The 18,692-nt window shown below is 69.6% G+C and carries 19 protein-coding genes, 1 other RNA gene and 1 pseudogene; 14 read left to right on the top strand and 7 right to left on the bottom strand.

Annotated features, from left to right (window positions below):
- Window positions 1-256: 256 nt before the first annotated feature.
- Window positions 257-1,372, top strand: coding sequence for a peptide chain release factor 2 (gene prfB, locus NMN56_RS30225; RefSeq protein ID WP_274045991.1), 1,116 nt, complete (start codon window positions 257-259; stop codon window positions 1,370-1,372).
- Window positions 1,373-1,629: 257 nt separating this feature from the next.
- Window positions 1,630-2,499, top strand: coding sequence for a collagen-like protein (locus tag NMN56_RS30220; RefSeq protein ID WP_280842886.1), 870 nt, complete (start codon window positions 1,630-1,632; stop codon window positions 2,497-2,499).
- Window positions 2,500-2,758: 259 nt separating this feature from the next.
- Here the strand turns inward: NMN56_RS30220 and NMN56_RS30215 are convergent, their stop codons facing one another.
- On the bottom strand, window positions 2,759-2,953 hold the full coding sequence (locus NMN56_RS30215) for a hypothetical protein (RefSeq protein ID WP_274045993.1): 195 nt from the start codon (window positions 2,951-2,953) through the stop codon (window positions 2,759-2,761).
- Window positions 2,954-3,287: 334 nt separating this feature from the next.
- On the opposite strand from NMN56_RS30215, the gene ftsE reads away from it, so the two are divergent.
- The 7 genes and pseudogenes from ftsE to NMN56_RS30180 all read left to right on the top strand — a co-directional run.
- On the top strand, window positions 3,288-3,977 hold the full coding sequence (ftsE, locus tag NMN56_RS30210) for a cell division ATP-binding protein FtsE (RefSeq protein WP_274045994.1): 690 nt from the start codon (window positions 3,288-3,290) through the stop codon (window positions 3,975-3,977).
- Between the two features lie 72 nt (window positions 3,978-4,049).
- Window positions 4,050-4,961 (top strand): permease-like cell division protein FtsX, encoded by a 912-nt coding sequence (gene ftsX, locus NMN56_RS30205; RefSeq protein WP_274046074.1) that lies wholly within the window; start codon window positions 4,050-4,052, stop codon window positions 4,959-4,961.
- Between the two features lie 67 nt (window positions 4,962-5,028).
- A complete protein-coding gene (locus tag NMN56_RS30200; protein WP_274045995.1) occupies window positions 5,029-6,372 on the top strand; it encodes a S41 family peptidase in 1,344 nt (447 codons plus the stop codon).
- Window positions 6,373-6,399: 27 nt separating this feature from the next.
- The gene (smpB, locus tag NMN56_RS30195; RefSeq protein ID WP_430542746.1) at window positions 6,400-6,918 is read left to right on the top strand and encodes an SsrA-binding protein SmpB; all 519 of its coding nucleotides are present in this window, start codon (window positions 6,400-6,402) and stop codon (window positions 6,916-6,918) included.
- Window positions 6,919-7,058: 140 nt separating this feature from the next.
- Window positions 7,059-7,429, top strand: a transfer-messenger RNA (tmRNA) gene (gene ssrA / locus NMN56_RS30190).
- A 114-nt stretch (window positions 7,430-7,543) separates the two neighbouring features.
- Window positions 7,544-8,185 carry a GOLPH3/VPS74 family protein gene (locus NMN56_RS30185; RefSeq protein ID WP_274045997.1) on the top strand — a complete coding sequence of 214 codons (642 nt, stop codon included), beginning with the start codon at window positions 7,544-7,546 and terminating at the stop codon, window positions 8,183-8,185.
- A gap of 187 nt (window positions 8,186-8,372) precedes the next feature.
- A pseudogene (locus NMN56_RS30180) lies at window positions 8,373-9,056 on the top strand (oxygenase MpaB family protein); the annotation flags it as partial.
- A 49-nt stretch (window positions 9,057-9,105) separates the two neighbouring features.
- Here NMN56_RS30180 and NMN56_RS30175 read toward each other — a convergent pair.
- Window positions 9,106-10,560 carry an MFS transporter gene (locus tag NMN56_RS30175; RefSeq protein WP_274045998.1) on the bottom strand — a complete coding sequence of 485 codons (1,455 nt, stop codon included), beginning with the start codon at window positions 10,558-10,560 and terminating at the stop codon, window positions 9,106-9,108.
- A 214-nt stretch (window positions 10,561-10,774) separates the two neighbouring features.
- On the opposite strand from NMN56_RS30175, the gene NMN56_RS30170 reads away from it, so the two are divergent.
- Window positions 10,775-11,734, top strand: coding sequence for a LysR family transcriptional regulator (locus tag NMN56_RS30170; RefSeq protein ID WP_283742522.1), 960 nt, complete (start codon window positions 10,775-10,777; stop codon window positions 11,732-11,734).
- A gap of 356 nt (window positions 11,735-12,090) precedes the next feature.
- On the opposite strand, the gene NMN56_RS30165 is transcribed toward NMN56_RS30170, so the two are convergent.
- On the bottom strand, window positions 12,091-12,882 hold the full coding sequence (locus tag NMN56_RS30165) for an SDR family oxidoreductase (RefSeq protein ID WP_274046000.1): 792 nt from the start codon (window positions 12,880-12,882) through the stop codon (window positions 12,091-12,093).
- A 250-nt stretch (window positions 12,883-13,132) separates the two neighbouring features.
- Here NMN56_RS30165 and NMN56_RS30160 point away from each other — a divergent pair, with 250 nt between their 5' ends.
- The 3 genes from NMN56_RS30160 to NMN56_RS30150 all read left to right on the top strand — a co-directional run bounded on the left by NMN56_RS30160 (window position 13,133) and on the right by NMN56_RS30150 (window position 14,852).
- Entirely contained in the window at window positions 13,133-13,738 is a 606-nt protein-coding gene (locus NMN56_RS30160; RefSeq protein ID WP_274046001.1) for a TetR/AcrR family transcriptional regulator, read from the top strand.
- 177 nt (window positions 13,739-13,915) lie between these two features.
- Complete coding sequence (locus NMN56_RS30155; RefSeq protein WP_347178684.1) at window positions 13,916-14,371, top strand: ArsR/SmtB family transcription factor; 456 nt, start codon at window positions 13,916-13,918, stop codon at window positions 14,369-14,371.
- The gene (locus NMN56_RS30150; RefSeq protein ID WP_274046002.1) at window positions 14,361-14,852 is read left to right on the top strand and encodes an SRPBCC family protein; all 492 of its coding nucleotides are present in this window, start codon (window positions 14,361-14,363) and stop codon (window positions 14,850-14,852) included. Before NMN56_RS30155 ends, NMN56_RS30150 begins: the two co-directional genes overlap by 11 nt.
- 188 nt (window positions 14,853-15,040) lie before the next feature.
- Here the strand turns inward: NMN56_RS30150 and NMN56_RS30145 are convergent, their stop codons facing one another.
- The 4 genes from NMN56_RS30145 to NMN56_RS30130 form a co-directional block, all read right to left on the bottom strand.
- Window positions 15,041-16,534, bottom strand: coding sequence for an FG-GAP-like repeat-containing protein (locus NMN56_RS30145; protein WP_274046003.1), 1,494 nt, complete (start codon window positions 16,532-16,534; stop codon window positions 15,041-15,043).
- Window positions 16,535-16,736: 202 nt separating this feature from the next.
- Window positions 16,737-17,057, bottom strand: a complete 321-nt coding sequence (locus NMN56_RS30140; protein ID WP_274046004.1) for a DUF397 domain-containing protein — start codon at window positions 17,055-17,057, stop codon at window positions 16,737-16,739.
- A gap of 61 nt (window positions 17,058-17,118) precedes the next feature.
- On the bottom strand, window positions 17,119-17,394 hold the full coding sequence (locus NMN56_RS30135; RefSeq protein WP_274046005.1) for a DUF397 domain-containing protein: 276 nt from the start codon (window positions 17,392-17,394) through the stop codon (window positions 17,119-17,121).
- Complete coding sequence (locus NMN56_RS30130) at window positions 17,391-17,705, bottom strand: Scr1 family TA system antitoxin-like transcriptional regulator (protein WP_430542745.1); 315 nt, start codon at window positions 17,703-17,705, stop codon at window positions 17,391-17,393. The genes NMN56_RS30135 and NMN56_RS30130 overlap by 4 nt, the downstream gene beginning before the upstream one ends.
- Window positions 17,706-17,757: 52 nt before the next feature.
- On the opposite strand from NMN56_RS30130, the gene NMN56_RS30125 reads away from it, so the two are divergent.
- The gene (locus NMN56_RS30125) at window positions 17,758-18,672 is read left to right on the top strand and encodes an IS982 family transposase (RefSeq protein ID WP_274046006.1); all 915 of its coding nucleotides are present in this window, start codon (window positions 17,758-17,760) and stop codon (window positions 18,670-18,672) included.
- Window positions 18,673-18,692: the final 20 nt, after the last annotated feature.

Below are 18,692 nucleotides of genomic sequence, written 5' to 3'. Positions count from 1 at the left end.
CGCCCCCCCCCCCCCCCCCCCCCCCCCCCCCCCCCCCCCCCCCCCCCCCCCCCCCCCCCCCCCCCCCCCCCCCCCCCACGCCCGGCCGGCGAGGCCAACGGGGAAAGGGGCGAAGCCCCATTAGGAACGGGAACGGGCTTCAAACCACAGGAACCACAACAAGGGGCACGGGCGGAAGCCCGCACAGAGCCAGCGAGGGCACCCTCACAGCTCCGCCCAACCAAGACCACGACGGCATACCGTTACGCTGGGGAGCGTGGCAGTCGTCGATGTATCCGAAGAGCTGAAGTCCCTCTCCTCCACCATGGAGTCGATCGAGGCCGTCCTTGACCTGGACAAGATGCGGTCCGACATCGCCGCACTGGAGGACCAGGCGGCGGCCCCGGACCTGTGGGACGACGTAGAGAACGCACAGAAGATCACCAGTAAGCTGTCCTACCTCCAGGGCCAGCTCCGCAGGGCGGAAGAGCTGCGTTCGCGCATCGACGACGTCGGCGTGCTGTTCGAGCTGGCCGAGAGCGAGGACGACGCCGACGCCCGCACCGAGGCGGAGACCGAACTCAACTCGATCCGCAAGGTCGTCGACGAGCTGGAAGTCCGCACGCTCCTGTCGGGCGAGTACGACCCCCGTGAGGCGGTCGTCAGCGTCCGCGCCGAGGCAGGCGGCGTCGACGCCGCCGACTTCGCCGAGCAGTTGATGCGCATGTACCTGCGCTGGGCGGAGCGCCGCGGTTACCCGACCGAGGTCTTCGACACCTCGTACGCGGAGGAGGCGGGCATCAAGTCCGCGACCTTCACGGTGAAGGCGCCGTACGCGTACGGCACGCTCTCCGTCGAGCAGGGCACGCACCGCATGGTGCGGATCTCGCCCTTCGACAACCAGGGCCGCCGCCAGACCTCGTTCGCCGGCGTCGAGGTCCTGCCCGTCGTGGAGCAGGTCGACCACATCGACATCCCCGAGAACGAGCTGCGGATCGACGTGTTCCGCTCCTCGGGCCCTGGCGGCCAGTCGGTGAACACCACCGACTCAGCGGTGCGGATGACGCACTTGCCGACAGGGATCGTCGTCTCCTGTCAGAACGAGAAGTCGCAGATCCAGAACCGCGCCGCCGCGATGCGCGTCATGCAGTCGAGGCTCCTGGCATACCGTCGCCAGGAGGAGCAGGCCAAGATGGACGCGCTCAAGGGCGACGGCGGCAACTCCTGGGGCAGCCAGATGCGTTCGTACGTGCTGCACCCGTACCAGATGGTCAAGGACCTGCGTACCGACCACGAAGTCGGCAACCCGCAGGGCGTTCTCGACGGCGACATCGACGGGTTCCTGGACGCCGGTATCCGCTGGCGTAAGCAGCAGGAGCAGGCCGCAAGCTGAGCCCTCGCACGTGAACTCCCGGTGCCGAGCGGACATTTCACACGGGCCTCGCTTGACGGACGTGTGAGGGCTGGGGAAAGCTGTTCGCTCGGCATGCCTGTGTCAGGAGCGCACGTACGGGGCGGAGGATCGCCCCGGTGAAGACGGCGGCAGCCCGGGGTGTGGAACGAGTTCGCCTCGATGGGAAGCCCGGTGCGGTCGCGCCCCGCGCAGCGCTGCTCCTTTGACGATGTATGGCTACTGGGGGTAGTTGGCAGATGACCAATTCCAAGACGCGGCTGAGAGTTGCGCGAATAGCGGCCGGCGCGGTTTTCGCCGCCGGCGCCTCGCTGACGGCCGCGGGAGCCGCCCAGGCCGCCGGCCTGGGCGACACTGACACAAAGAGCAACGAAATCTCCACGAAGGACGCCCAGGACGAAGACCCGGGCATCCTCGGTGGGCTGCTCGGCGGCGGTGACGACGGCGGTAGCGACACCGGTGGCGACGACGGCGGCATCGGTGGCGACGACGGCGGCATCGGCGGTGACGACGGCGGCATCGGCGGTGACGACGGCGGTATCGGCGGTGACGATGGCGGCATCGGCGGAACCGCGACGGGCGGTGACGACGGCGGTGCCGCTGATGGCGGCAACGACGGCGGTGCCGCAGACGGTGGCAACGACGGTGGCGCCGCGGATGGCGGCAACGACGGCGGTGCCGCGGATGGCGGCAACGACGGCGGTGCCGCAGACGGTGGCAACGACGGCGGTGCTGCCAACAACGGCGGCAACGGCAACGGCGGTTCCGGCAACACCGGCGGCAGCGGCAACAACGGCGGTTCCGGCAACACCGGCGGCGGCAACGGCGGTGGCGGCGAGGAGCCCGCGACCATCGGCGGCTCCGGCGGTGGCGACGACGACACCTGCGAGCTGGACGACTCCAGCGTGAACTGCGAGGGCGGCACCAACCCGGACAGCGCGGGAAGCCAGCCCGTCAAGGAGGCGAAGCCGCAGGCCCCGCAGGACGAGCTGGCGGAGACCGGCTCGGCCGAGACGACCTTCCTGCTGGTCGGCGCAGCGACGATGATCGCCGGTGGTATCGGCTTCCGCCTGATGCCGCGCGCGCTCAACCGCCGTACGGCCGCCTGACAGGCCGGTCACACGCGCACACACGCGCACCCACGCGAGCGCGGCAGTCACAGCGCGCAGCGTGCCAACCACATAGCGCGGAGGGCCGGGAACACCAACTGTTCCCGGCCCTCCGGCCTTTCCGACTCCCAGTTCCGGACTCTCAGCCCACCCGGACTCTCAGCTCACCCGAACTCACATGGAGTGACGGCGCAAGCCGGGCGATGGCCCGAGCCGCGTCACCGCCCAAACCGGCGGCGGCCCCACGCCAAGTGCCCGCTCAAGCCGCAGTAACCCGCTCAGCGAGCAGCGCGACGGCGATCAGCGTCAGCAGCAGTGTCAGCAGCGCGACAGGGGACAGGCCCGCGAACGGCGTCTCCCGGTGCTGACGGGCACGCTCCGCGCGGCAGACGGCGCACCGGCCCTCACTGACGGGGCCGGCGCAGTTGGCACACACCAGTCGGTCGCATGTCATGCGATCTCCTCCTCAGTCGCGCCAACGCCACCCGGGAGTGATGCGTTCCCCATGGGTGCTTTCTTCCACCATGCCAGGTGACCCGGCGTCCCGCAGAAACGGCCTGGTGGGCGGAATGCCGTGGATGAGCCCCGACGGTGCGGGCGTCTGGTTCATGCCAAGGCGGTGGTGAATAAACCTACCGACACCGGACCAAGAGACGAGCCCGCCTGCGCGGCACACCCCGCTTCGCGTATGGTCGCCCACACCGCTTCCCCAGCTCACGCTGGGAGGTGCCCCCAGGGGGCCGCACCGCGGCTTCCGTTGCCCCTACCCAGGTCGACGTGGTGTATCCGTGATCCGATTCGACAGCGTCTCCAAGTCCTATCCCAAGCAGAACCGTCCGGCGCTCCGCGATGTCTCGCTGGAGATCGAACGCGGCGAGTTCGTCTTCTTGGTGGGCTCTTCCGGTTCCGGCAAGTCCACCTTTCTCCGGCTGATCCTCCGTGAGGAGCGCACCAGCCACGGTCAGGTGCACGTCCTGGGTAAGGACCTGGCACGCCTGTCCAACTGGAAGGTGCCGCACATGCGGCGCCAGCTGGGCACCGTCTTCCAGGACTTCCGGCTGCTGGGCAACAAGAACGTCGGCGAGAACGTCGCGTTCGCGCTGGAGGTCATCGGCAAGTCGCGGGCACAGATCCGCAAGACCGTGCCCGAGGTGCTCGACCTCGTGGGCCTCGGCGGCAAGGAAGGCCGGATGCCGGGTGAACTCTCCGGCGGTGAGCAGCAGCGCGTGGCCATCGCGCGGGCGTTCGCGAACCGGCCCATGCTGCTGATCGCCGACGAGCCGACGGGCAACCTCGACCCGCAGACCTCCGTCGGCATCATGAAACTGCTCGACCGCATCAACCGCACCGGGACAACGGTCGTGATGGCCACACACGACCAGCAGATCGTCGACCAGATGCGTAAGCGCGTCGTCGAGCTGGAGATGGGCCGCCTTGTGCGTGACCAGTCGCGTGGCGTCTACGGCTATCAGCACTGAGCCGTACACGCTGAACCTGACCGTCATGCCGAGCGTGGCGTGTGACCCATCCCCTTGTGCAGAAAGGACGCCATGCGCGCCCAGTTCGTCCTGTCGGAGATCGGCGTCGGTCTCCGACGCAATCTCACGATGACCTTCGCGGTGATCGTCTCGGTCGCCCTCTCGCTCGCGTTGGCGGGCGGCTCCCTGCTCGCGCGCGAGCAGGTGAGCACCATGAAGGGGTTCTGGTACGACAAGGTCCAGGTCTCCATCTATCTGTGCAACAAGAACGACGCCGCCTCCGACCCCAACTGCGCCAAGGGCGCGGTCACCGAGCAGCAGAAGCAGGAGATCAAGACCGATCTCGGCAAGCTCGACGTGGTCGACAAGGTCTACTACGAGTCGTCCGACGCCGCGTACAAGCACTACAAGGAGCAGTTCAAGGACTCGCCCCTGGCCGACTCGCTGACGCCGGACCAGATGCAGGAGTCCTACCGGGTCAAGCTGAAGGACCCGACCAAGTACCAGGTGCTGCAGACGGCCTTCTCCGGCAGACAGGGCGTGCAGGAGGTACAGGACCAGCGAAGTCTGCTGGAGAACCTCTTCAATCTGCTCAACGGCATGAACATCGCGGCGCTGTGTGTGATGGCGCTGATGCTGGTCGTTGCGCTGTTGCTGATCGTCAACACCGTGCGGGTCTCGGCGTTCAGCAGGCGGAGAGAGACCGGAATCATGCGCCTGGTGGGCGCGTCCAGCTTCTACATCCAGATGCCGTTCATCCTGGAGGCCGCCATCGCGGGGCTGATCGGCGCCGGGTTCGCGTGCGTACTCCTGGTCGGCGGCAAGTACTTCCTGATCAACAACTGGCTGCAGGAGAAGATCGTCCTCATCAACTTCATCGGCTGGGACGCCGTGGTGAGGGTGCTGCCGTTCATCATCGCCGTCGGGGTGCTGATGCCTGCGATTGCGGCCTTCTTCACGCTGCGCAAGTACCTGAAGGTGTGAGACAGGACGCGGTCGCCGTAGGGCCAACGCCCCATACGGCGACCGCGTCTGGCCTACACTCCGGACCATGCAGGGCTCGTGGTTCTCCGCACCTCCTCCTCGTCGTCTGCGGCGCGGAGCGGCCCTGACATTGGTCTTCGCGAGCCTTCTGGCGACCGGTGCCGCCACGGGAACCTTCGGTGGCGAGCCGCGCCACCTGGGCTCCCGTTCTCCCGAGACGCGTCAGGCGTCCTCGTCCCGCGCCGCGACGAGCGACGCCTCGCGGACGGAAACCGATGCCAAGGGCTCCGGCGATCCGCACGCGCAGGCGGGAAGGTCGGGGAAGGCGGGCGACGCCGCCGACACGCTCGTCAGCCGCAGCGGTGACCGCTGGTCGGCGGCCTATTCGGCGCGTGAGTACGAGGGACTCCAGCAGGCGCTGGACGGTTCGTACGTCGGCGTGGGCATCTCCGTACGCCAGGTTCGCGCCGAGGGGAAGCGCCGTACGGAGGGCCGGAACCGTACGAAGGGGAAGGGCACGCGGTCGGCGCCCGGACCGGCCGTCGAGGTGGACAGGGTGCAGCCCGGCAGCCCCGCGGCCCGTGCCGGAATCCGTACGGGTGACAGGCTGCGCACCGTGGACGGCAGGCGGGTGACGGGGGTGCCGGTCACCGATGTCGTCACGATGCTGCGCGGCTCCGAGCCCGGCTCCCCCGGCGCGGCCGAGCCGGGTACGCGGGTCGCGCTCGACCTCAGCCGTCCCGGGAGCGGCGCCGGAGACCCGCCGACGTGGCACACCGTGCTGCGGCGCGCACGGCTGGACACCGAGACCGTCACCGTCGACAGGCTCGACGACGGCGTGAGCCGGATCAAGGTGTCCTCCTTCACCCGGGGCTCGGGGGAGCGGGTGCGCGAGGCGGTGGAGCGCGAGGTGCCACCGGGCGCCGGCATCCTTCTCGATCTGCGCGGGAACGCGGGCGGCCTGGTGGACGAGGCCGTCACGGCCGCCTCGGCCTTCCTGGACGGTGGTCTGGTCGCGACGTACGACGACAACGGCACCCAGCGCGCGCTGTACGCCAAGAAGAGCGGGAGCGGCACGGGGGCAGCCGGATCAGCGGCCGAGACGGGGCGGCCCGTCGTGGTGCTGGTGGACGGCGGCACGATGAGCGCCGCCGAACTGCTCACCGGGGCGCTCCAGGACAGAGGGCGCGCTGTCGTCGTCGGTTCGCGCACCTTCGGCAAGGGCTCGGTGCAGGTGCCCACCAGACAGCCGGACGGCTCGGTCGCCGAGCTGACCGTCGGTCACTACACGACTCCGTCGGGTCGCGAGGTGGAGGGGCAGGGGCTGGCCCCGGATCTGCCCGTTGACTCGCGGGAGGGGGCGACCGAGCGGGCGCGCACGGTATTGAGTGGCCTTGAGGCCCGGTCGTAAGGGAACATTGGCCTGGCTATGGCGAAGATGAAGACGACACGGACCAAGGCGAAGGCGACGGACGGCAAGGACGTCCGCAAGCTCATCGCGCAGAACAAGAAGGCCCGGCACGACTACGTCATCCTCGACACGTTCGAGTGCGGCATCGTGCTCACGGGCACCGAGGTCAAGTCCCTGCGACAGGGCCGCGCCTCCCTGGTGGACGGCTTCGCGCAGATCGAGGGGGCCGAGGTCTGGCTGCACAATGTGCACATCCCCGAGTACGCGCAGGGCACGTGGACCAACCACGCGGCCCGGCGTAAGCGGAAGCTGCTGCTGCACCGCGTCGAGATCGACAAGCTGATCGGCAAGACGCAGGAGTCCGGGCACACCCTCGTCCCGCTCCAGCTGTACTTCTACCGTGGCAAGGCCAAGGTCGAGATCGCGCTGGCCAAGGGCAAGAAGGAGTACGACAAACGGCAGACGCTGAGGGAGCGGCAGGACCGCAAGGAGGCGGATCGCGTCATTTCGGCCGTCAAGCGCAGGCAGCGCGGGACGGTCGGCTAGACGACGGCCTGGGCAGCCCGGTAGCGGCCGGGAGGCCGGGAATATACGGGTCGGCTAAAAGGTTGGCATGTGTGCGACCCGGTCACGTACCATGGTCGAAGCGCCGCCCGAGAGGGCGTTGTGGATTGTTAACTCAACATGGGGATGATCGGTTTCGACAGCGAACGTCGAAGCAGGTGAAGCGAGCCGAGGAACGCGGCAATGATCTCGTTAACCATGTGCCGCAAAAAAATAATCGCCAACACCAAGCGCGATTCCTTCGCCCTCGCTGCCTAAGTAGCGACTGCGAAGTGTCAGCCCGGGGTTGTTCCCATCCCGGTCACTGGCATCAGCTAGGGAACTCACCGCGTAGGTCCGGTCACGGGACCTGCCGGGACATCAAACAGTGACTGAGCCCGTCGGAGACTTGTCCGTGAGATCTCCGGGGCTGAGAAAATCGCAGCGGACTGCGCTCGGAGAAGCCCTTCTTCCACTTCGTTGGACGCGGGTTCGATTCCCGCCATCTCCACAGAACATCCCATGTGGGCGAGAGCCCCCGAACTGTCAGCAGGACGACAGGTCGGGGGCTCTCGCTTGTTCCGGGACACCTCCCGCCGCTCTTCGATCATGTGCTCTGATGGTCCCCATGCGTAGCGTCACCGAGAGCCTGCCGGCACAGCTCTTCCTCCTCGCGTGCGATCCGGAGAAGGAGAAGGTGACCGGCCGCGATTCGCTCGGCTATGTCGTACGGGCCGCCGCGCTGGCCGAGTTGGAGATCCAGGACTGCCTGCGTGACGACGGCGGAAAGGCCAGGGCACGCGACCGGCGCACGGGCGACGCGTTCCTCGACGGTGTCCTGCGTGGCATCGCGGCACAGCCGCGCCCCCGGCGCTGGAAGACGCTCGTCGCCAAGGAGCGGCGGCAGACGCTCGACGCGCTGGAGAGCGCACTGGAGAGCGCCGGGCTCATCTCCGTCGAGCGCAGGACGCTGCGCCCCAGGCGGGTGCGTGCCCGGGACCGCGAGCTGCCGCAGCGGCTGCGGGCCCAGGCCGCCGGGATCCTGTGCGGCGACGTCCCGGTCTCCCAGGTGGAGCCCCGGCAGGCGGCGCTCACCGCCATGGCAGCGCTGGGCAAGCTCTCTCCCCTGGTCACCTGGCGCGACCGCCACCAGCACAGGCACCGCCTGAAGGAGCTGACGGCAGCGGCCGGGCCCGCGGGACCCGCACTGAAGAAGGCCCTGGACGCACGGAACGCGGCGGTCGCCTCCAGTGGCGGAGGCGGCGGCTGAGCGGTTTCGCCGGCGTTTGCTGAACGCGTTTGCTGGCGCGCTGTGCCGGTGCTCGACCGGTGTGACCTCGTGCAGCCGTCGTACGAGTGCGCCGGGTCTGCTCCGGGGCCGCGGCCGGGGTCGGGGCCGGGGGCAGAAATCGTGAGCCTGTGCATCTACCCTGCGGTCAGCAGGGAAGGAGCACGCGATGCCTGAGCCGCTGGGACCCGGCACACTGACGTGGCGTTACTTCGGAGACTGGCGGGGCGTGCTGCTGGCGCCCTGGGCGGGCGCGATGCAGAACATGCATCCGCAGCTGGGTGCGGGGGTGGCCGAGCACTCGCGGTTCTTCGAGGAGCGCTGGGAGCGCCTCTTCCGTTCGCTGTATCCCATCGGCGGCGTCGTCTACGACGGCCCGGGAGCCGAGGAGACGGCCCGCCAGGTGCGCGGATACCACAACGGAATCAAGGGAGTTGACGCGCGGGGCCGCCCGTACCACGCGCTCGACCCGGACACGTTCTACTGGGCGCACGCGACGTTCTTCGTTCTCACGCTGCTCGTCGCCGACCGGCTGGGCCCCGGACTGAGCGAGGCCGACAAGCGCCGCCTCTTCGACGAACACGTGCGGTGGTGGCGGATGTACGGCATGAGCATGCGGCCCGTACCGGAGAGCTGGGAGGACTTCCAGGCGTACTGGGAGCGGATGGCGGCCGAGGTGCTGGAGGACAACCAGCCGACGCGGGACGTGCTCGATCTGACGCTGCTCGCCAAGCCGCCCGCGCTGCGGCTGCTGCCCGACGCGGTGTGGCGGCGGGTACGAGGGCCGCAGGCGCGGTTCTCGGTGTGGTTCACGGTGGGCTTCTTCCCGCCCGCCGTACGCCGCAGGCTCGGGTACGTGTGGACGGTGCGTGACGAACGCAGGCTGCGCAGGGTGGGGCGGGCTATTCACTGGGGCTGGAAGCTCGTTCCGCGTTCGCGCCGCTACCACCCGCGGGCGAAGGCGGGCTGGGAGAGGGCGCGGGGGCTGCGCGCTCCGGAAGCGCCCCCTGTCGAGACACCCGCGCGGAACCTTCCGCTGCCGGAGGAGCGGGACTGGCCCCAGCACTACTCACCGCCCGTGTGAGCCGCCGCTCGTCCTTGCCCGTGCGGGTGAGGGCGACACGTACGGCGAGCAGTGCGGCGAGGGTCGCGGCGGCTGCGGGGACCGTGTAGGCCCAGCCGCCGGCGCCGAGGCGTTCCACGGCCCAGCCGCCCGTCGCCGAACCCGCCGCGATGCCGCCGAGGAGCGCGGTGACGGCGAGCGTCATGCCCTCGTTGAGGCGGGAGGCCGGGGTGACGCGCTGGACGAGGGTCATGCCGGTGACCATCGTCGGGGCCGTCGCCATGCCCGCGACCAGCAGTGCGGCGGCCAGTACTGCCAGGCTTCCGGTGTGCGAGGCGAGCAGCGGCAGCGTCGCCATGACGGCCATCGCGCAGACGCACAGCAGGAAGCGGCGCCGGTCGGAGCCTCGGGGACGCAGGGCGCCGAACGCCAGCCCCGCCACGGCGGACCCGGCCGCCTGGAAGGCGAGCACGACACCGGCGGCTGCCCGGTGGCCCTGTCCGTCCGCGTAGGCGAGGGTCACCACTTCCAGCGAGCCGAATATGGCCCCTGTGGCGAGGAAGGTGAGCAGCAGCGGCGGTATCCCGGGCAGTCGCAGCGGCGCGGGCGCACGGACCGTGTCCTTGTGGAGGACCGGTGGCTCGGTCGCGCGCTGTCCGGTGAACAGGACCATGCCGGTCAGCAGCAGGACGCAGCCGGTGAGGGTTCCGGCCTCGGGGAAGAGCGCGGTGCACAGGAGCGCCGCGAGGACGGGGCCGAGCATGAAGCACAGCTCGTCCGCCGCCTGTTCGAAGGAGTTCGCCGTATGGCGTGCCGCCGGGTCGTCCCGGAACAGGTGGGCCCAGCGGGCGCGGGACATGCCTCCGGTGTTGGGGGTCGTCGCCGTCGCGGCGTAGGAAGCGAACAGGGTCCAGTCAGCGGCTCCCGTCCGGACGCAGAGCACGAGGGAGAGCGAGCCGAGCAGCGCGACGAGGGTGGCGGGGCGCGCGACGCGGGCCTGCCCGTGCCGGTCGACCAGCCGCGCGATCAGCGGCGCGACGAGCGCGGTCGAGGCCAGCCCGGCGGCGGTGACGCCGCCCGCGAGCGCGTAGGAGCCGCGGGAACCCGCGATCATGATGACGGCGCTGACCGTGAACATGCCCATGGGCAGGCGGGCCAGGAGGTTGCCGAGCGTGAAGGCGACCGTGCCGGGGTGGGTGAAGAGACGGGCGTACGGGTTGCGTCTGGCAGAGGGGGAGACGGGCGCTGGGGCGGAAGCGGCGGCTTCGGCGGGGGCGGGGTCCGGTTGCGGCATGCGGGCAAGCGTCGCCGTGCCGGGCAGCGCCGGTCCAACACCTGTTGGAGCGCTTTCACGCATCTGTGTTGTGAGTGCGCATCCGTGTCGTGAGTGCGAAGTGGCCGGCGCAGAAGGTGAGTTGGGGGAAGGGGGCGGGGGCGTCGGGGAGGGCGTCGGCCCACGTCGCGTAAAGCACTGCCCTCTGCCGCGGCGTTGCGGTTAGGGTCGCGCGATGCCGAGTGAACCCGCCCCCCGTCTGCTGCGCGCCTTCGTCGCCGTGGCGGAGGAGCTGCACTTCACGCGGGCGGCCTCGCGGTTGTATGTCGCGCAGCAGGCGCTCAGCCGCGATGTGCGTTCGCTCGAACGGGAGGTGGGAGCCGTCCTGTTCGTACGCAGTACGCGCGCCGTGGCGCTCACCCCGGAGGGCGAACGCCTGCTCCCGTACGCACGCAGGGTGCTCGCCGCCTACGACGAACTGTCCCGCGCCTTCGGCGGCGCGGGCGACCGGCCGCTCGCCGTCGACGCGGCTGCACCGGGTTCCACCGGGCAGCGGGTACTGGACGCGGCACGCGAGGCGGCGCCCTCCGTCGAGTTCGTGGCCCGCTACTACAGCGGGCTCGCGGGTGCGGCGGCCGACATCCTCGCGGGGCGGCTCGACCTCTCGTTCGGGCGCGCGGCGGGGCTGCCCCGCACGCTGCTGTCCGGGCTCGGCCACCGGCTCGTACGCTACGAGCCGGTGGCGGTGCTGCTCCCCGCCGAGCATCCCCTGGCCGCGCATGAGCGGGTGCCGCTCGCCGAACTCGCGGGCGAGACCCTCTACGCCGGCGCCGGGAACCCCGACACCACCGAGTGGACCGCCTACGCGCGCTCACTCTTCGCCGGGCGCGGTGTCCAACTGGCCGAGCCCTTCCCGAAGATCGAGGGCGAGCGCGAGTTCGCCCGCGTCGTGCGGGGGAGGCGCTGGTGCGTGCTGGCCACCTCGGTCTTCATCGGCGTCGAGGGCATGGTCCTGCGGCCCCTCACGGACCCCGTTCCGCTCGCCCCTGTCTCCGTGGTGTGGCGCAGAGGACTACGGCACACGGGCTTGGACGCCGTGCTGGATACGGCGCTGCGGCTGGGCGAGGCGGACGGGTGGCTGACCCGCCCCCGGGACTCCTGGCTGCCCCCCGAGGACACCGCGCTCCTGGGATGAGGCGGCGCGCTCGCCGTGGGCCCGCCGCCAGTTCGCCCCCTACGACGCCGCCGGCTCTCCGGGGGAGGCCGGCCCTGTGGGAGGCCGCCCTCCGTGCGGGGCCGCCCTATGGGAGGTCAGTCTTCCCCTGCGGGGTCGGCCCTATGGGAGGTCAGTCTTCCCCTGCGGGGTCGGCCCTATGGGAGGTCAGTCCCCCATGGGAGGTTGGCCCCTCCTGCGCGGGGTCGGCCTTATGGGAGGTGAGTCCCTCATGGGAGGTCAGCCTTCCCGCGAGAGGTCGGCCCCCGTGGAAGCCAGTGCCTCACCAGAGGCCGGTCCTCCCGTGAGAGGCCAGCCCTCCGGCGAAGCGGTACGGCTCACGCGTTGGCGCCCGAGTCCACGGTGAAGGCCGCTCCGGTGGTGTGGCGGCCACCCTCGCCCGCGAGGTGGGCGACCGTGGCGGCGATGCCCTCGGCCGTGCCGTAGCGGCCCAGCGCGGTCAACGCGCGCTGCGCTTCGGCAGGTTCGCCGCTGTCGGCCGGGTTCATCTCGGTGTCCGTCGAGCCGGGGTGCACGAGGTTCGCCGTGATGCCGCGCGCGCCCAGGTCGCGGGCCAGGCCCCGGGTGAGGCCGCTGAGGGCCGACTTGGAGGCGGCGTAGAGCGTGATGCCCGCGTGCGGAACCCGTTCGGCGAGGTTGCTGCCGATGCTGATGATGCGCCCGCCCTCGCCCATGTGGCGGGCAGCGGCCTGGGAGGCGACGAGTGTGCCGCGTACGTGGATGGCGAGGGTGCGGTCGATCTCCTCGACGGTGAGGGTGTCCAGTGGACCGTTGGGGAAGATGCCCGCGTTGTTGACGAGGATGTCCAGGCGTCCGAACGCCTCGGCCGCCTCGTCCACCGCGCGCTCCGCGTCCTGCGCCGACGCGCTGTCAGCCTTGATCGTCACGGCGCTCCGGCCCAACGACCTGATCTCCCCGGCCACTTCCTTGGCCCTGCTCTCCGCGCTGAGGTAGGTGAACGCGACATCGGCGCCTTCGGCCGCGAGCCGCTTGGCCACGGCCGCGCCGATGCCCCGGCTGCCGCCGGTGACCAGGGCCGTCTTGCCCCTGAGCGGGGCGGCCGGATTCGCGGTGGGCGTTGCTGCCGCGTCGGTGAGCGTGGAAGTCATGGGTCTCCTCTTGATGTCGCGGCGCATGCGGTGCGCGCGTTGCGTTGACGTGCCGACGTACCGGCCGCGCAGACGTGCCGACGTACCGGCCGCGCAGACGTGGGCACTCGTGGACGGTGGCGCCAATGCGGCCGTTCGGTGTGGTCGTTCGGTGCGGTCGCTTTTTGTAGCGACCACTCAATAAGTAGCGCACGGAGTATCCTCGGGCGTCAAGAGCTTTCCGTAACGATCACTAAGAAAGGGCTCGGCGATGGCAGTACGTGGGCGGCCCCGGGGCTTCGACCGCGACGCGGTGCTGTGTCGCGCCATGTGGATGTTCTGGGAACGCGGCTACGAGGCGACCTCGATGGCCGAACTCACCGCGGCCATGGGCATCAGGCCGCCCAGCCTCTACGCCGCCTTCGGCTCCAAGGAGGACCTCTTCCGCGAGGCCGTCGAGCTGTACCAGCGCACGGAGGGTTCCGTCACCACCGCAGCGCTGCGCGACGGTGCCACGGCGCGCGCGTCCATCGACGGCGTACTGCGGGGGAACGCCGTCGTCTACACCGACCCCGGCAAGCCGCACGGCTGCATGGTCGTACTCGCCGCGACCAACTGCGCACCGGGTAACGAGGGCGTACGCGAACTGCTCGCCCAGGACAGGCGTGACACCCAGAACTCCCTGCGGGCCCGCATGGACCGCGGCGTCGAGGAGGGCGACCTGCCCGAGTGCCTGGACACGGCCGCGCTCGCCGCGTACTACACCACCGTCTTCTACGGCCTCTCCCTCCAGGCTCGCGACGGCGCCTCGCGCGAGGAACTGCTGGGCGTCGTGGACGCCGCGATGACCGCGTGGGACGTGCTGACCGCGACCTGAAGCGGGCCGCGCGGCACGCTCACCCCCTTACGGCGCCTGGTGCCTGGTGTCTGGTGTCTGGTGTCTGGTGTGGGCGCTGGTGCTGATGCGGGCGCGGGGGTCGTGGGCTGGTTCACCGTCGTCGTCCGGAAGCGCCGAAGCACTTGATGTATTCCGATATGGGAATACGATGGCGTCATGGCACGGACAGCGACCACGGCGGACGCCTTCAACGCGATAGCCGAAGTCAGACGGCGCGAGATCCTGGACGCCCTCGCCGAGGGGGAGCGATCCGTGGGAGAGCTGACGCGCCTGCTGGGGATCGCGCAGCCACAGGTGTCGAAGCACCTGCGCGTGCTGCGTGAAGTGGGCGTCGTGGACGTACGGGAGCACGGGCGGCAGCGGCTCTACCACCTCAACGGGCAGGCACTCAAGCCCATACACGACTGGATCAGCGCGTACGAAAGCTTCTGGTCGGAGCGGTTCGACGCGCTCGACGCCGTATTGGACGACGCCATACGTGACGACGCCGTACGTAACGAGGCCATACGTGACGACGTCGTACGTGACGACGTCGTACGGGATGACCGCAAGGACGAGCAGCACGCAGATGACGCGCGGGGCGCGGAAGGAGAACGGGGTCATGGGTACTAGCGGAACGGCGAAGGTGACGTTTCCCGCCGACGAACAGGTCCTCATCACGCGGGAGTTCGAGGCGCCCCGGCACCTCGTCTACCGTGCGTGGACCACTCCCGACCTGGTCAAACGCTGGTGGGCCGGACAGCAGGGCACGATGACGTCCGTCGAGATCGACCTGCGGGTCGGCGGACAGTGGCGGTATGTGATGAACACCAACGGCGGCGAGGCCATCGCCTTCCATGGTGAGTTCCAGGAGATCGTTCCGGACGAACGGCTCGTGAACACCGAGGTGTTCGAGCTGGGCCCCTCCGAGGGCGAGCAGCCCGCACTGGTCACCACTGAGTTCGCCGACGCGGGCGAGGGGCGTACCGCGCTCACCCTGCTCTCTGTGATGCCGAACAAGGAGAGCCGGGACGCGATGATCGACGCGGGAATGGAGCACGGGATGCAGCAGCAGATGGATCTGCTGGAGGGGTTGGCCGCCTCGCTGGCGTAGGGCCCGCCCGCCCATAGGGCGCCCCATGGAGAGGGCGCCCTATGGGCGAGGGACCCGTGGCCCGAGGGTGTCCCATGGAGCGTCGCGCCCGACGCGGCGGAGCCGCGGTCCATGGTCACCGTTCCCCGCGCCCCTTACGAGGCGCGGGGAACGGCAGCGAAGGGGAACGGCCGTGAAGGTGCGGGGGATCAGCGGTCCACGATGCCCCACAGGGGGGAGGTGGCGGAGTTGTTGAAGACGGAGCCGAAGGTGGCGCCGTCGGGGGACGCGTTCAGGTCCTCGGGGGAGAAGGACGTGGACTTGGCCGGGTCGAGGCCGGCCGTGGCGCCGGGGACCGACCAGACGGCGCCGTTGTAGTTGTTCTCGCCGGGCGCCGAGACGGCCAGATCGGCCTTCTTGTCGCCGTTGGTGTCCAGCAGCCGCATGTTGGTACCGAACAGGTCGCCGGCCTCAGCGACGCCGGGCACGCCCGTGGTGTCCTGGCTGAACGCCTGCGCGCCTGCGCCGCTCAGGCCCTTCTTGGAGCCCTTGAGCAGGACGGCTGAGCCCGCCTTGTCCTTGGTGCCGATCGCCTCGCCGGGCACTCCGGCCGCCAGGTCGTCGTAGCCGTCGCCGTTGGCATCACCGGCGGCCAGCGAGGTGCCGAAGATGTCGCCTTCCTCGTTGGCGCCGGGAACGCCCGAGGTCGCCTGGGTGAACGTGGCGGTACGGGTACCGAGACCCTTCGCCGTCCCGTAGACGACCTTGACGCTGCCCGGCTCGGACCAGGGGCCCTCGATGACGCCGCCCAGCGGCACGCGGTAGGCAAGGTCGCCGAAGCCGTCACCGTCGAAGTCGCCGATGGCGCCGTTCTGGGCCTCCGGTGCCTTGTCGTTCACCTTCGTCAGGCCGCTCTTGCCGCCCTTGAAGAAGGCGCCGGGGCGTGAACTCTCCTCCATGGCACGGGCCACGACCAGATCGTCGGCGCCGTCGCCCGTCACGTCGCCCGCCATCAGCTGGTAGACCTCGGCGTCGCCGTCGGACAGGTCCACGCTCTGCTCGGCGGCCGGCTTGCCGTCGCGGCTGAACGGGCCGCGCAGGAGCTTGCTGTCCCCCGCGCCGTTGTCCGCGACGAACAGGTCGCTCTTGCCGTCGCCGTCGAAGTCGCCGCCGACCGGCTCCTCGACATCGGCGTGCCGCACGGCGTCCTTGCCGGTGACGCCCTCGCCCTTCGCACCCCACAGCACGGTCAGCGCGCTTCCGCCCGCGCTCTGGGCCTGCACGGCGAGGTCGGTCACACCGTCGCCGTCCAGGTCACGGGCGACCAGCTTGCTCCCGAAACGGTTGCCCTCCTCGGCGGTACCGGGCACACCCTCGGTGTCCTGGTCGATGACGGTACGGGTTTTGGTGTCCAGGCCGTTGGCCGACCCGTAGACGACGGCGACGTAACCCGCCTTGCCGTTGCCCTCGGGGGCGCCGATGGCGAGATCGTTGTAGCCGTCGCCGTTGAAGTCCTCGCGGACCTCGACCTTCTTCTTCGCCGCACCGGCGGCCTGCGCCGACTGCGTCGCGGGAGAGGACGCGGGGGAGGGGGAGTCCGAATCGAAGGCGGGGAGGGGGGATGCGCCCGCTGTGACGGCCAGTCCACCGGCGAGCGCAACGCCGATGCCTATCGCCAGGGCGCCCTTTGTGGTTCTACGCACGAAATCTCCGATACATCAGGTTGCCCCCAACGTGGTCAGTGAAATGGGGGCTCTCTGACGTACAGGACATGTAGAGCGTTTGAACGGTTGCAGGCGGGTGCGTTCGAACACCCCTTGCTGACATGTCAGTTGGGGCTCTTCCCGCGTGCGCGGGTTACGCCTGTGAGGCGGCTTCCGCGTGTGCGGCTTCCCCGCGCGCGGGTTACGCCCGCGATGTGGCGGCGGTGTGCGTGGTGAAGTGGGCCCATGCGGCCGGGGTGAGGGTGAGGGTGGGGCCGTGTTCGCCCGCTTTGGAGTCGCGGACGTGGATGGCCTCGGGGTGTGCGGCGACCTCGACGCAGTTGCCGCCTTCTTCACCGCTGTGGCTCGACTTGCGCCAGTCGTAGGCGACTTCGATGCAAGCGCCGCCTTCGCTGCCGCTGTGACTGGACTTTCGCCAGTCGTAGGCAACCTCGACGCAGTTGCCGCCTTCGCTACCGCTGTGGCTGGACTTCTGCCAAGTGACGCGGTGATGCTCCTGCATGAGAAAGCCTCCAAGTCGCCGCTGTCGCCGGGTACTTGGAGGCTTCCGCGTGCGCTGTGGTTTATGCCTTCGGCGCGGCGGTGTGCGTGGTGAAGTGGGCCCATGCGGCCGGGATGAGGGTGAGGGTGGGGCCGTGTTCGCCCGCTTTGGAGTCGCGGACGTGGATGGCCTCGGGGTGTGCGGCGACCTCGACGCAGTTGCCACCCTCTGTTCCGCTGTAGCTCGACTTGCGCCAGTCGTAGGCGACCTCGATGCAGGCGCCGCCTTCTTCGCTGCTGTAGCTGGACTTGAACCACGCCAGGCTGCTGGCTTCAGGCGCGGTCGGTGCGTTTGTCATGCTTCTCCTAGCAGCCGCTCCAACAGGCCCTTGGAGTCTTCGGTGTTGAGGGCCTGGGTTCGCAGCATCGCATATTTGCGCGCCAGGATACTGACCTCATCCGGGTCGGATACCAGGATGCTGCCGCGCTGGGTTTCCATGTAGCCGAGGTGCTCGTGGTCGGGAGTTTCGAGCAGGATGAAGGGGCCTGCCAAGCCAGCGTGCGTTTCCCTCCCCATAGGCATGATCTGGAGCGACAGGCCCGGCAAGTCCGCGCAGTGGATCAGGTGCTGGAGCAGCTCGCGCCGGACATTGTCACCGCCTAGATGAATGAGTCCAAGGGATGGCCTGCGGGCATAGGACGAGGGCGCCCAATGTCAGTGTGTGAAGACAGACCTGGACACCCTCGCGACAGCACTCTATGCCCGGATCGACGACGAGTTGAAGGCTTCGCCATGGTTGGCCCCGTGGCGCCCGGCAGTCGGGATCGTGCCCACGCTCAGTGACGCCGAACTGGTCACGCTCGCGGTCATGTCGGCGTTGCTCGGTTACACCTCCGAGCGGCGCTGGCTGCGCCGCATCGAGCGGGACTTCGGCCACCTGTTCCCTTACGTGCCCCAGCAGTCCGGCTACAACAAACGGTTACGCAATGCGTCTGCCCTGCTCACCAGCGTGATCCGGATCCTGGCCACGGACACGACACTGTGGAGCGACGACGTGTGGGTGGTCGACTCCACCCCGGTCAGCTGCGGATGCTCTCGCGGGACAGCTGAGCGGTCGGACCTGGCGGGCTGGGCCGAGTACGGCTACTGTGCGTCGCACTCCCGGTACTTCTGGGGCCTGAGACTGCACCTGGTGTGCACACTCGGCGGCCTGCCGGTCCTGTTCGCCCTCACCGAGGCGAAGGCCGACGAACGCGAAACGCTGCGCGGCATGCTCGACACCGCACCCGACGTAGCCGCCTCCCACCCCGGCCAGACGATCATCAGTGACAAGAACTATTACGGCCACGGGTTCGAGCACGACCTCGCTGAGCGTCACTTGGAGTTGCTGCGGCCGGCCCGCAAGGGAGAAGCAGAGCGGGCCGGGGCGCACCTGTTCAAGCCGCTGCGGCAGGTCATCGAGTCGATCAACCAGACCTTCAAGGGCCAGCTTGACCTGGAACGACATGGTGGCAAGACCCCGGCCGGGGTCACCGTCCGGGTCCTGTGCCGGATCCTCGCGCTCACGGCGGCGATCTGGCACAACGACAAGACCAGGCAGCTGATCAAACGATCACTGACTGCCTACGATCACTGACCGCAACGACACCCCTTGGA

This window comes from Streptomyces iconiensis (genome assembly GCF_028657195.3).
GTDB lineage: Bacteria > Actinomycetota > Actinomycetes > Streptomycetales > Streptomycetaceae > Streptomyces > Streptomyces iconiensis.
Note: the sequence above shows the minus strand (reverse complement) of the source record. Positions and strands in the feature narration are given on the sequence as shown.